The organism is Mycolicibacterium psychrotolerans (assembly GCF_010729305.1).
GTDB classification, from domain to species: domain Bacteria; phylum Actinomycetota; class Actinomycetes; order Mycobacteriales; family Mycobacteriaceae; genus Mycobacterium; species Mycobacterium psychrotolerans.
Genome location: NZ_AP022574.1, coordinates 85,811 through 98,770 on the forward strand (window position 1 = coordinate 85,811; position 12,960 = coordinate 98,770).

Consider the following 12,960-nt stretch of genomic DNA (forward strand, 5'->3'; position numbering starts at 1 on the left):
GCGGCGCGGCCGACGCGCGCGAAAATTTTGATCACATCCGCACCCCCGACGAGGCGATCAGCCCTAAGCTGGCGCCATGCACGACCGTCGTCGGGCAACGTGGGGGGCCATCGTCCGGCTGGCAGGTTGCTGCGTCCTTGCCGGGCTGCTCGCCGCCGCGGCGATGTTCCCGCTCGTCGGCGGCGCCGGATCGGTGCTGATGCGCGTATCCGCTTCTGCCACAGAGGAATCCACGCAGCTGCTCGAGGGGGAGGCGCCGACGGTGTCCACCATGGTGGATGCGGCAGGCGCTCCGATCGCGTGGCTGTACGAGCAGCGCCGCTGGGTGGTGCCCAGCAATCGCATCGCCAATACCATGAAGCTGGCGATCATCTCGATCGAGGACAAGCGCTTCTCCGAACACAACGGCGTCGACTGGCAGGGCACCCTGACCGGCCTGACCGGCTATCTGCAGGGCGACGGCAACACCCGCGGCGGGTCGACCATCGAGCAGCAGTACGTCAAGAACTTCAACCTCCTGGTCACCGCGCAGACCGATGCCGAACGGCGCGCCGCGGTGGAGATCAGCCCGGCCCGCAAGCTGCGGGAGATCCGGGCGGCCCTGGACATGGATGCCGCGCTGCCCAAAGCCGAGATCCTGGCCCGCTACCTCAACCTGGTGTCCTTCGGCAACGGCGCGTTCGGCGTTCAGGACGCTGCGCGCACGTACTTCGGCATCAACGCCGCGGACCTGAACTGGCAGCAGGCCGCCCTGCTGGCCGGGATGGTGCGCTCCCCCAGCGCCCTGGATCCCTATACCCACCCCGAAGCCGCGCTGGAGCGGCGCAACGTCGTGCTCAACACGATGATCGCGAACCTGCCCGACCAGGCCGAAGAGCTCCGCCTCGCCAAGGCTCAGCCGCTCGGGGTGCTGCCGCAGCCCGACCCGCTGCCGCAGGGCTGCATCGCCGCCGGCAACCGCGCGTTCTTCTGTGAGTACGCGCTGCAATACCTGGCCCGGGCGGGCCTGAGCAAGGAGGACGTGGCCCGCAACGGCTACCTGATCCGCACCACGTTGGACCCCACGGTCCAGGACAGCGTCAAGAACGCCATCGACAAGCTCGCCGATCCCACCGCCGACGGCGTCGCCAGCGTGATGAGCGTGATCCGGCCCGGCAAGGACGCCCACCACATCGTCGCGATGGCCGGCAACCGCACCTACGGCCTCGATCTGAACGCCCGCCAGACCGTGCAGCCACAACCCTTCTCCCTCGTCGGGGACGGCGCGGGGTCGATCTTCAAGATCTTCACCACGGCCGCGGCGCTGGAGATGGGGTTGGGCATCAACGCCACCCTCGACGTCCCGCAGACGTTCCGGGGCACCGGCCTTGGCGACAGCAGCGAGCCGGGCTGTCCACCGAAGACGTGGTGTGTGAAGAACGCCTCCAACTACTCCGGGCAGATGAACGTCACCGACGCGCTGGCCAAGTCGCCCAACACGGCGTTCGCGAAACTGATCTCCCAGATCGGTGTTCCCCGCGCGGTGGACATGGCGGTCCGGCTCGGGCTGCGTTCCTACGCCGAGCCCGGCACCGCCCGCGCGTACGACCCCGAGAGCAACGAGAGCCTCGCCGACTGGGTCAAGCGGCAGAACCTGGGCTCGTTTACGCTCGGACCCCTCGAACTCAACGCGCTCGAGTTGTCGAACGTGGCGGCGACGCTCGCCTCGGGCGGCATGTGGTGCCCGCCGAACCCGATCGAGAAGGTCCTCGACCTCAGCGGCAACGAGGTTCCTCTGGCGACGGCGCCCTGCGAGCAGGTGGTGCCGGAGGGGCTGGCGAACACCATGGCCAATGCGCTGGGCAAGGACCACACCAGCGGAACCGCCGCCGGCGCCGCGGGGTCGGCCGGCTGGGACCTGCCCATGTCCGGCAAGACCGGCACCACCGAGTCGCACCGGTCCTCGGCGTTCCTGGGCTTCACCAATCAATACGCCGCCGCCAACTACGTCTTCGACGACTCCCCGAGCCCGTCGGGTCTGTGTACGTCGCCGCTGCGCAAGTGCAGCAGCGGAAACCTGTACGGCGGAACCGAACCGGCCCGCACGTGGTTCGCGGCGATGACGCCGATCGCGGACTACTTCGGCCCCGTGTCGATGCCGCCCACCGATCCGCGCTACGTCGACGGCGGGTCCGGCAGCGAGGTGCCCAGCGTGACGGGGCTGAAGCTGGACGCGGCGCGAAAGAAGTTGACGGACGCCGGTTTCCAGGTCGCCCCGGACCCGACGCCGGTGAGCAGCTACTCCTCGAGGGGAACGGTCGTCGGCACCACTCCGCGCGGCAGGACGATCCCCGGGTCGATCATCACGATCAACACCAGCAGCGGTGTCGCCCCGGCGCCGGTGTACCAGCCGCCCGCCCCGAGCGCGCCCTCGGCTCCGCCACCGCCCGACGCGCCGCCGCCACCACCGCCGCCGCCGCCGAACGTCATCGAGATTCCCGGGCTTCCGCCGATCGTGCTGCCGTGGGCGGCTCCGCCCCCACCCCTGCCACCGCCACCGCCCCCGCCGCCGCCACCACCGGCGTGAAGCCGGCGTGATCTGTGTTGACACGCACCCGGCTTGCAGCGTGTACTGAATTCCCTCCCAGCAGATTCGAGATCACCATGTTCTCCGCCATCGAGTCCCGGCTGCTCGCTCTCCTCGAATCCGTGGCCAAGGCCTCACGCCAATTGCTGACCGGCATTCGTTCCTCCACGAGCCGGGCAGCCGACTCCCGGCGCGATGCCACGCACCTCCGTGACCAGGCAGCGTCCGTCGACCGCGGCCGTGACACCAAGCTCGAACACCAGGCCCGCGCCGACGGCGCCCCGCGCGCGAAGACGGCCGAGTGACCCCACGCACCGACGCCCCGGCGCTGTCGCTGGGGGTTCTCGCCACCTCGCGCAAACCCGACGAACGTCGGCTGCCCATCCACCCGGACCATTTCGCCCGGATCGACCCGTCGATCCGGGACCGCATCTTCGTCGAACACGGATACGGTGCCCACTTCGGCGCCACCGACGAAGCGCTCACCGACCTGGTGGGCGGCATCCGCACCCGCGCGGAACTGATCGCCGACTGCGACGTCATCCTGCTGCCGAAGGTGGAAGCAGAGGACCTGGCCGAATTCCGTGAGGGACAGGTCGTCTGGGGCTGGCCACACCTCGTCCAGAACCCTGACGTGACGCAAGCCGCCATCGACCGGCGGCTGACGATGATCGCCTTCGAATCGATGAACCACTGGAACGCCGACGGCAGCTTCGCGTTACACGTCTTCCACAAGAACAACGAGCTCGCCGGGTACTGCTCGGTGCTGCACGCCCTTGCGCTCATCGGCGTCACCGGGGACTACGGCCGGCGGCTGAGCGCAGCGGTCATCGGATTCGGTGCAACCGCGCGCGGAGCGGTCACCGCGTTGAACGCACACGGCGTCGACGAGGTCCGCGTGCTGACCAACCGCGACGTCGCCGCGGTCGCCGCGCCGATCCCCTCCACCCAGATCATCCAGATGGGCCACGACGACGGGGATCCGCCCGAGGCGACGTGGGTCGACACGCCCGACGCCGGCGTGATCCCTGTCGCCCAACTGCTCGCCGACCACGACATCGCCGTCAACTGCGTGCTGCAGAATCCGGCCAACCCGTTGATCTTCGCCTCCGCGGGCGACCTCGCCGCGTTCACACCCGGCAGCCTGATCGTCGACGTGTCCTGCGATGCCGGCATGGGTTTCAGCTGGGCGCAGCCGACGTCATTCGCCGACCCGATTCGACTGCTGCGCAACGGCGTCCACTACTACGCGGTCGACCACAGCCCGTCCTACCTGTTCAACTCGGCGACGTGGGAGATCAGCGAGGCGCTGCTTCCGCATCTGGAGACGGTCCTACGCGGCCCTGCGGCGTGGCAGGACAGCCCGATCGTGCAGCGAGCCGTCGAGATGCGCGACGGCGTCGTGCTCAACGACGAGATCCTGTCGTTTCAGAAGCGCGGCGCCGCCTACCCGCACGCACGCGCCGGCTAGGCCGCGTTCGGCAGCGCCAGCCGGTGGATCATCCGCAGCGTCGAACCGTATTGATGCGCAAGAGATCCCGTCAGGTACGGCAGGTCGTACTTCTCGCACAGCGGCCGCACCCGGTGAGCGATCTCGGCCAGCCGATTACTCGGCAGGTCGGGGAACAGGTGGTGCTCGATCTGGTAACAGAGGTTTCCGCTGGCAAACCCCAGGAACCGGCCGGCGCGGAAGTTCGCCGCACCGAGCATCTGCCGCAGATACCACTCCGCGCGGGTCTCGCTGTCGAGGATGTCGGCGGTGAACTTCTGCGTTCCGTCCGGGAAGTGGCCGCAGAAGATCACCACGTACGCCCACAGGTTACGGAGCAGGTTGGCGATCGCGTTCGCACCCACGGTGCGGCGCCACCGCCGCAGGCTGAGCGCCGGCCACACCAGGTAGTCCTTGGCGCCCTGCCGGATGATCTTGCGCACCAACGCTTTGGTCTGCGCTACCCACTCCGAACGCGGACGTCGCAGGTCGACGCCGTGCAGGGCGATACCCCACTCGAAGGTCAAAGCCAGGAACAGATTCTGTAGCGGTTGCAGCAGATGCTTCTTCTGCCACGGTTGCTCCGGTGTCACCCGCATGACCCCGAAGCCCAGATCGTCGTCCTCCCCCAGCACGTTGCTGAACACGTGATGGCGGTAGTTGTGCGACGCCTTCCACTGCGCCGACACCGCGGCCATGTCCCATTCCCATGTGGTCGAATGGATCTCCGGATCGTTCATCCAGTCCCACTGACCGTGCGACACGTTGTGGCCGATTTCCATGTTCTCGACGCTCTTGGCGAACCCGAGCGCCGCGGTTCCCGCCGCCCAGCCGGCCTTCGACCGCGACACCGCGATCAGCAGCCGGGCCGCCACGTCGAGCGAGCGCTGGAACACGATGGTCCGCCGGATGTAGGCCGCGTCGCGGGCACCCAGGGACTCTTCGATGTCGGTCCTGATGGCGTCGAGTTCGTCGCCGAGGCTTTCGATGTCGTGAGCGGACAGGTGGGTGTACGCGGCAATGTCCGTGATGGCGATGATGTGTCCTCGATTGGTCCGGCCGATGACGTACAGCCGTACCGGTCAACAAGATCCGGAGCCGGCGGTGCCCGAGAGCCAACGCGCCGGCATGTGCCTCTACTCTACGCGCCCGCCGAGATGCTCCGGCCCGGACGGGTGACGGATCGACTTCCCGCTGAGCCGGCGGTTGTGCATCGGCTCCCGCATCACCTTCTGATGCTCGAGCTGGCGGATCAGCTCGTGCTTGGCGTCGGTCAGCGCACGGTCGAGGTCCGCCTCCATCGCGACCGCGATGACCGGAGGCAGGCCGGGCAGCACGGTTCGCAGGGTGACCCGCTGTTCCCGGCGGCCACGGTCCTGCAGCGTCACCTCCACGCTCACCGCGTCCGGGTCCCACCTTCCCAGGTGCGGCTGCAACGTCGCCAGGGATTCCCGCACGTGCGGCCACTCCCGGGCGGCGAAGCCCGCGCCGACGTGGATGACGAACTCGCCGTGGTCGTTTCGACGTCTTGCGTTCATCGTTCCCTCATTTCCTCCAGCAGGTCCTGCAGTGGCACGGTCGCCAAGCCGATCGCGGAGTCACAGATGCCGTACGGCAGCACCAGCGTGCCGGCGTGTACGAGCGCTCCGCAGGAGTACACGACGTTGGGAACGTAGCCGTTGCGCTCGTCCTCGGCGGGGCTCAGCAGCGGCCGCCGCAGCCGGCCGATCATCTGCGTCGGATCGTTCAGGTCGAGCAGGATCGCGCCGATGCTGTAGGTGCGCATCGGTCCGACGCCGTGGGTGAGCACCAGCCAGCCCGCCTCGGTTTCGATGGGGGGACCGCAGTTTCCGAGTTGCACCGTCTCCCAGGTCTCGATCGGCTGCTGGCACGGCGACGCCGACGCCCACACCGCGGGATGGTCGGCGAAGGCGACGGTGTTGGTCTCGCGGTCCGATCTCGACATGGCGGCGAACCGGCCGTTGATCCGACGGGGAAACAGCGCCAGGCCTTTGTTCGCGGCGGCGCGCCCCACCAGGGGGCCCGAGGTGAATGTCTGGAAGTCCGCTGTCTGGAGCAGCTGCTGGCTGATCTCCGACCCGCTGTAGGCGGTGTAGGTGGCGTAGTAGGTGGCCTCACCGTCGTCGTCGAAGAACCGGACGAAGCGGGCGTCCTCCATGCCGACGCTCTCGGCCTCGACGGTCGGCCACAGCACTCGCTCCGGAAGCGCTGTTGCGCTGTCGAATTCGATACCATACGAGCGCTCGGCGATGTCACGGACGGTGCCGATCGTCTTCTCGGCGTGTCCGCGGGTGCTCAGGTGTGCCCGCAGGCTGTCGAGCCGCTCGTCGAGGTCTGCTCGGGTGAACAGCTCGCCCAGTGTGGCGAAGATGTAGTCCGATGCCTCGCCCGCGCGTCCCCGCCTGCCCAGTTCCGCGCGGAAGACGGCCGCGTCCAGCAAGGCCTGTTCCACGCGTCCGGTGGAGGCGAAGGGGGCGGGCACGTCGACGGTGGCCACCCCCGCCGCGTCGACGAGGCCTGTCCGGAACCCGATCGAGGAACGATGCCCTTCCCCGATGGCCCGCACGCTCATCACGAACCGAAGGCTTCCCGCGGGTGTGCCTGCCTGATCGGGGTGGGCGACGATGCTCGGGTTGCACAACGCCGCCCCCTCGATCGCGTATTCGTTCGTGAACGTCGCGCCCAGCAACATCATTCGCGACTCGGTGAGTCGTCGGTCGGGGTCGAGGCGGTCGGCGAGCTCGTCGGCATGCCGACCGAACGTGGCGTGCAGATCCCGGTGCCGGCCCGCGAAGCGCGTGGCGATGTCGTGCAGGGCGTCGCGAACTTCGTCGTCGGACAGGGCGAGGATGCGCTGCAGCACCTGGTTCGCGCGTGACTCCTGCAGCTCGAAGCCTTCAAGTCCCGGCACGAACAGCCGGGTGATGACCCGGCGCGAATCGGCCGCGAGGCGTTGCGGGCTACGGGTGGCCAGCCCCGCCCGCGTCGACGTCATTGTCGGACAGGCGAGTAGCGCCGCGCCTGCTGCATCGTCGACAGCGCCGCCAGGGTGGACTCGGCGCCCTGGTTCAGGTTCACCCGGTCGGCGTGCAGACCGTCGTAGCCTCCGCCGGTGCCGGAATCCCACATGGGAAGCCCCAGGTCGTTGTCTCCGCCGAACCACCCGGCCGCCATCCGCAGACCCTCGAGCCAGGCCGGCCGCGCGTCGGCGGCCGCCGCCCGGGCGCACGCATCGGCCAGGCTGGCCACCTCGATCGGCTGCTGGTCGAATCCGGGACCGAGGTCGCTGGGGCCTCGCCCGGTGACCGGCGTCGGCGACAGATGACCGTCCCTCGTCTCGAGGTCGAGCAGCCAGTCCAGCAGGTCCAGACCGCGGTCCAGCAGCGCCGCATCGTCGAGCGCAACGCCCGCGGCGATCATCGCCTCGGCGAGCACCGCATTGGCATACTCCAGACGTGGCTCAGGCCAAGGCCATTCGGGATCCGGTGCGGTATCCGGGAGGGTGGCCACATAGCCGGTCAGAAGTTCGCGCGCTGCAGTGTGCCCGGGCGCGACGCTGAGGAGTTCGGCGGCGCCGATCGCGGCGAACGCCCTCGCCCGCGGATGGGGTGACCGGGTCTGGGCAGCGCGCTCGAACTGCACGGTGGCGAGCCGGCGCACGAGGCCGACCTCGCTGTGCGCGGCGGCGGTGCCCAGGGCCCACACCATCCGGCCCCAGTGGTCTTCGGTGCTCGGGAGATCTTGCCAGCGTCCCGCGCTGTCCATGCGGTTGCGGCACCGGCCATCATAGGACTGGGCGTCGTTGAGGAAGGTCAGCGCCTTGCCGGCCAGTCCGTTCACCGGACCGGCCGCCCCCGGCTCCCGGGTGGCGACGATGAGCACCCTGGCCATGTCATCGACGCAGTACCCGTGCTCGCGGCGCGGTTCGGTCAGCAGCGCGTGTTCGAAGGTGGCGCGGTGGTCGGTCAGGTGCAGTAGATGCGTGAACACCGGCAGGGGCCCGCTCATGCGGACGCCACCTTCGCGGCGACGAGGTCGCCTGCCAGGCGCAGGTACGACCCCGCCACCACGGGCCACGCCATCGAGGGGGCCAGCTCTCGGGCTTCGGAGGCCATGGTGCCCGCGACGCGGGGATCGGTGAGCAGCCGGCGCAGGGCGCGCACCAGCGCGTCGGGATCGTCGTGAGGGACCAGGGTGCCCGCACCGTTGCCGAGCAGTTCGACCGCGTGCGGGAACGCGGTGGCCACGATCGGTCGCCCGCTGGCGATCGAGTCGACGAGCACACCGGAAGTGACCTGCTCCTTCGAGTCGTACGGCAGCACGACGACGGAGGCGGTCTGCATCAGCGCTGTCAGCGCCGTCGGCGTGCGGTAGGCGGCGTCGAAAGACACCGAGTCCTCGATACCCAGTCGTTTGGCCTGTGCGACAAGGCTTTCTCGATAGATATCGCCCTGGAAAGCGAGCACTTTCGGGTGCGTGCGGCCTGCGATGAGATACCGCGGCCGTTGTGCGAGGTCGCGCAGCGAGGCCATCGCGTCGATGACCCGCTCGATGCCCTTGCCCGGGCCCAACAGGCCCCAGGACAGGATGATCGGCCGGCCCGAACGCTTGAGCGCCTGCACCGCGGGCAATGCCGCGCCGTGCGGGATGACGCTGATCTTGCGGCGGTCGACGGCGAACCCGGCGCGCAACCGCGTGCGCGCGGTCTCCGACATCACGACCACCCGGTCGGCGCGCGCCACGACCTCCTCGAGGACGGAACGTTGATGCGGCGTAGGACTTTTCAACACCGTGTGCACGATGACGATCGAAGGCACCGTCAGGCCCTTCATGACCTCGAGGACTTCGTCGCCGTCGGCACCGCCGTAGATACCGTACTCGTGCTGGATGATCGCGACGTCTCTGCGATTGAGCCATTCTGAGGCGTCCGCGAGGGACGCGGCGGAGCCGTTGACGAGTTCGCCGACGACATCGGGACGGACCGATCGGGTCCCGTCATAGATGCGCACGACGTTGACGTCGGCGCCCCGCGCGGACAGACCGTCTGCCAGGGCAGCGCTGAACGTCGCCAGCCCGCAGACGGTCGGCGCGTACGTGCTCAGGATGCCGATGCGCGGCAGCGGGCGGAAGCCGCCGCGCAGACCGACAGGAGCGAGCAATGGATTGACTGATGATGGTGCATTCACGGCGGTCCCGACTGGGCTGTTTGCCGCCGGCGGGACCGGCGGGTGCGAAGACTCGAGAAGACCATCGCGAAGCGCGCGGCAGGTGATCTAAGCGGGACTGCTGGGTTGACCAGCTCGTTTCACCCTACACCCGCGGGACTAGGGGCCGCCGCGCCAATGCTCGATGCGGTGATGGTCGGGTGTGAAGCCGTGCTGCATCCCCCAGAGCACGGCGTGCGTCCGGCTCTCGATGCCCAGCTTGCGGTACAGCGAGCGGATGTAGGACTTCACCGTGTTGGGGCTCAGGTAGGTCAGTCGCGCGACGTCGGCGTTGTTCTTGCCCTGGGTGATGAGCGCGAGGATCTCCGCCTCGCGGTCGGTGAGGCCTTCGCTACGGCCAGGCCAGTCGTTGCCCGGCGCGGGGCGCGTCCGCGGCGGTGCCTCACTGACTACGGTCTGTCCCTGGTGAACCGCTTCCAACGCCGCCACCAGCTCACGCGCCGGCAACGTCTTCGACAGATATCCGTGGGCGCCGCGCTCCCGCGCGCTGGCGATCAGATCGGGATGGAAGTTCCACGTGTACACCACGACTCGGCGCGCACACGGGTTGGCGACCAGTACGCCGATCTCCTCGTGATCCGACTCCGGTTGGGCGAAGCTGTCGTACAGCGCGATGTCGACGGTGTCCTTGAGCGGCATCGTGGCGTCGAGTTCGGCGACGACCACGCGATCGCGGTACGGCTCGAGCATGTTAGCCACGCCTTGGACGACGACGTCGTAGTCGTCGATGAGTGCCACCGTTATCGCCTCGGTCACGGCGCCGACATTACCCCCTTAGGGGTGTACCGCCACACCCCTGAGGGTGGTCGACTGAACCCGTTCTGAACGGCCGAAACTCCACACGGAAGGTTCGATCATGATCATTCTCGGCATCATCGCGGTGATCGCAGGTCTGCTGTTGAAGATCTCCATTCTCACCACCATCGGGGTCATCCTCGTCGTCGTCGGGGCCGTCCTGGCGGTCCTCGGCTCCACCGGTCGCGCGGTCGGCGGCCGCCGGCACTACTTCTGACCCCCTGACCTGCGACGGGTGACACCGATCACAAACTGACGTTTGCGTAGACGGTGCCCCGGCTACCCGACTTCTTACGAAAGGAGTTCAAAATGCCTACCTGGCAATGGATTTTGATCGCCGCAGCAATCATCGTGGTGATCGCTGTTGTGGTCCTGGCTGTGCGTTCCGGTGGTGGCCGCAAACGCAGCGAGCAGCTCAAGCAACATTTCGGACCCGAGTACGACCGGACGGTGCACCGGACCGGCGACCCGAAGGCCGCGGAGAAGGAACTCGCAGCCCGCGCCCGCAAGCGCGACAAGCTCGACATCGTCGCGCTGTCCCCGGTGGCCCGCAATGACTTCGAGTTGCGCTGGGCCCAGGTGCAGACCGACTTCGTCGATGACCCGGCGCGGGCCGTCGGCACCGCTGACCTGCTTGTCACCGAGGTCATGCGGCAGCGTGGCTACCCGGTCGACGACTTCGAACGGCGCGCCGCCGACATCTCCGTCGACCACCCGCACATCGTCGAGAACTACCGCGCCGCGCACAGCATCCACGCCGCGCAGCAACGCGGCGAGATCGACACCGAACGGCAGCGGGAGGCCTTCGTGCACTACCGCGCGCTGTTCGAACGACTGCTCGACACCACCGACAACGACACCTCGAAGGAGGCACGGCATGACCACGCGTGATCAGCACACCGACGCCTACGCCAACCAGGCCGCTCAGGGCCAGCCTCAGTACGCGACGGACAACCAGAACTACGTTCCCGAGGACCAGGTCGCCCCGATGCAGCACGACACGACCGGGACCCACGGTGCCGGCCCGTCGACAACGCCGATGGACCCGCAGGCCGCCGGCCTCGCTCAGCAGCACGAGCAGCGTGCTGATATGCAGCAGCACGGGCAGCGCACTGATCACGAAACAGACGCCGACGGAAGGCTGTTCGCCGATGATGAGCTCGCCGGGCTGCGGGCGCGGTGGGACGCGGTACAGGCCGGCTTCGTCGACGATCCGAAGGACTGCGTGCAGAAGGCGGACGGCCTGGTGGCCGACCTGGTGCAGCAGCTCACCACCGGCTTCGGCCAGGCACGGTCACGCCTCGAGGAGCAGTGGGGCCGCGGCGAGCAGGCCTCGACCGAGGATCTGCGTGTCGCGCTGAAGCGCTACCGCAGCTTCTTCGAGAGGCTGCTCTCGGTCTGACGACCTGACAGGACTGCGCTGGCGGCGGGCGAGATGCCCGCCGTCAGCGCAGTCGACTGTTGGGGTTATGCACGCGAATCACCGATATGGCGTACACAAGCCCACACTCGGGCCCGGAGCTCACGCCCGGAAGGCCGAGCCCCGCTCCCGGTCCAGATACGTATCGGCCTTGTTGCGCAGGAAGAACACGTACACCACCAGCGACACCGCGATGCACACGGTGACGTAGCCGATGAACAGCGGCACCTGATCCTGTTCCTTGGCGGCCTGGTAGATCAGCGGCGCGGTCCCGCCGAACATCGAGTTCGCCAGCGCATAGCCGACGCCCACCCCGAGCGCCCGCACATGCGCCGGGAACAACTCCGACTTCACCAGCGCGTTGATCGACGTGTATCCGGTCAGGATGATGTAGCTGACCGCCACGAGCGCGAAAGATGCCAGCGGCGAACGTGTCTCGGGCAGGTACGTGATGAGCACATAGGTCCACACCAGCCCGCCGACCCCGAAGAACACCAGCATCGGCTTGCGTCCGATCCGGTCGCTGATGATCCCGCCCACCGGCTGCAGCAGCATCAGGAAGATCAGCCCCGTCAGGTTGATCCACGTCGCCGTCATGCCCTCGCCCTTGTACGCGGTCTTGACGATCGCCGGCGCGTTGACGCTGTAGGTGTAGAACGCGACGGTGCCGCCGAGCGTGATCAGGAAGCACAGCAGCAGCGGCCGCCAGTACTGCGTGAACAGTGCCCGCATCGATCCGGCGCCCGGGTCCTCCCCCGCCTTGGTCGCCTCGATGACCTCTTCGGACAGCGACTCGTCCATCGTGCGCCGCAGCCAGAACACCACCACCGCCGCGACGCCGCCGACGGCGAACGCGATGCGCCAACCGAATTCACGCAGCTGGTCGTCGTCGAGCACCGTCTGCAGGATCAGCAGCGTGAACTGCGCCAGCACGTGCCCGCCGACCAGCGTCACGTACTGGAACGACGAGAAGAACCCGCGCCGCTCCCGCGTCGCCGCCTCCGACATGTAGGTCGCGGACGTCCCGTACTCGCCGCCGGTCGCGAAGCCCTGCACCAGCCGCGCCACGACCAGGATGATCGGCGCACCGATCCCGATCACGGCCTGCGACGGCACCACCGCAATCACCAAGGAGCACAGCGCCATCAGCGACACGCTCACCGTCAGCGCCGCCCGCCTGCCCCGCCGGTCGGCGAAGCGGCCGAAGAACCACGACCCGACGGGCCGCATCACGAACGTGATCGCGAAGATCGCGTACACGTACACCGTCGAGTTCTTCTCGGACTCCTCGAAGAACTGGCCCTCGAAATACGTTGCGAACACGGTGTAGACGTAGACGTCGTACCACTCGACGAGGTTGCCCGATGACCCGCGGATCGTGTTCCAGATCGCCCGCCGAGTCTCGGCGGCGCTCGACCGCGGCACTGTCGTGGTGGTCATCGTT

Annotated in this window: 13 protein-coding genes; 6 read left to right on the forward strand and 7 right to left on the reverse strand. The window is 68.2% G+C overall.

What is annotated here, in order from left to right; all coding sequences use genetic code 11:
* The first annotated feature begins 76 nt into the window (after positions 1-76).
* The 3 genes from ponA2 (at position 77) to G6N45_RS00365 (ending at position 4,037) form a co-directional block, all read left to right on the forward strand.
* Positions 77-2,566 (forward strand): transglycosylase/D,D-transpeptidase PonA2, encoded by a 2,490-nt coding sequence (gene ponA2 / locus G6N45_RS00355; protein WP_163719724.1) that lies wholly within the window; start codon positions 77-79, stop codon positions 2,564-2,566.
* A 77-nt stretch (positions 2,567-2,643) separates the two neighbouring features.
* Positions 2,644-2,871 carry a hypothetical protein gene (locus G6N45_RS00360; protein ID WP_163719726.1) on the forward strand — a complete coding sequence of 76 codons (228 nt, stop codon included), beginning with the start codon at positions 2,644-2,646 and terminating at the stop codon, positions 2,869-2,871.
* A complete protein-coding gene (locus G6N45_RS00365; protein WP_163719728.1) occupies positions 2,868-4,037 on the forward strand; it encodes a N(5)-(carboxyethyl)ornithine synthase in 1,170 nt (389 codons plus the stop codon). Before G6N45_RS00360 ends, G6N45_RS00365 begins: the two co-directional genes overlap by 4 nt.
* Here G6N45_RS00365 and G6N45_RS00370 read toward each other — a convergent pair.
* From G6N45_RS00370 to G6N45_RS00395, 6 genes are all read right to left on the reverse strand, one after another.
* A complete protein-coding gene (locus G6N45_RS00370; RefSeq protein ID WP_163727538.1) occupies positions 4,034-5,092 on the reverse strand; it encodes a fatty acid desaturase family protein in 1,059 nt (352 codons plus the stop codon). The genes G6N45_RS00365 and G6N45_RS00370 overlap by 4 nt on opposite strands.
* A 99-nt stretch (positions 5,093-5,191) precedes the next feature.
* Positions 5,192-5,593: a hypothetical protein gene (locus G6N45_RS00375; protein ID WP_246228829.1), complete on the reverse strand. Its 402-nt coding sequence runs from the start codon at positions 5,591-5,593 to the stop codon at positions 5,192-5,194.
* The gene (locus tag G6N45_RS00380; RefSeq protein WP_163719730.1) at positions 5,590-7,071 is read right to left on the reverse strand and encodes a glycoside hydrolase family 130 protein; all 1,482 of its coding nucleotides are present in this window, start codon (positions 7,069-7,071) and stop codon (positions 5,590-5,592) included. Before G6N45_RS00380 ends, G6N45_RS00375 begins: the two co-directional genes overlap by 4 nt.
* Positions 7,068-8,084 (reverse strand): glycosyltransferase, encoded by a 1,017-nt coding sequence (locus G6N45_RS00385; protein WP_163719733.1) that lies wholly within the window; start codon positions 8,082-8,084, stop codon positions 7,068-7,070. Before G6N45_RS00385 ends, G6N45_RS00380 begins: the two co-directional genes overlap by 4 nt.
* Complete coding sequence (locus tag G6N45_RS00390; RefSeq protein WP_246228830.1) at positions 8,081-9,235, reverse strand: glycosyltransferase; 1,155 nt, start codon at positions 9,233-9,235, stop codon at positions 8,081-8,083. Before G6N45_RS00390 ends, G6N45_RS00385 begins: the two co-directional genes overlap by 4 nt.
* 165 nt (positions 9,236-9,400) lie before the next feature.
* Positions 9,401-10,057, reverse strand: a complete 657-nt coding sequence (locus G6N45_RS00395; RefSeq protein ID WP_163719735.1) for a LuxR C-terminal-related transcriptional regulator — start codon at positions 10,055-10,057, stop codon at positions 9,401-9,403.
* A 100-nt stretch (positions 10,058-10,157) separates the two neighbouring features.
* Here G6N45_RS00395 and G6N45_RS27615 point away from each other — a divergent pair, with 100 nt between their 5' ends.
* From G6N45_RS27615 to G6N45_RS00405, 3 genes are all read left to right on the forward strand, one after another.
* A complete protein-coding gene (locus G6N45_RS27615; protein WP_170312418.1) occupies positions 10,158-10,313 on the forward strand; it encodes a DUF6131 family protein in 156 nt (51 codons plus the stop codon).
* A gap of 92 nt (positions 10,314-10,405) precedes the next feature.
* Positions 10,406-10,987, forward strand: a complete 582-nt coding sequence (locus G6N45_RS00400) for a hypothetical protein (RefSeq protein WP_163719737.1) — start codon at positions 10,406-10,408, stop codon at positions 10,985-10,987.
* Positions 10,974-11,498, forward strand: a complete 525-nt coding sequence (locus G6N45_RS00405; protein ID WP_163719739.1) for a hypothetical protein — start codon at positions 10,974-10,976, stop codon at positions 11,496-11,498. Before G6N45_RS00400 ends, G6N45_RS00405 begins: the two co-directional genes overlap by 14 nt.
* Before the next feature lie 120 nt (positions 11,499-11,618).
* Here the strand turns inward: G6N45_RS00405 and G6N45_RS00410 are convergent, their stop codons facing one another.
* Complete coding sequence (locus G6N45_RS00410; RefSeq protein WP_163719741.1) at positions 11,619-12,956, reverse strand: MFS transporter; 1,338 nt, start codon at positions 12,954-12,956, stop codon at positions 11,619-11,621.
* Positions 12,957-12,960 lie beyond the last annotated feature (4 nt).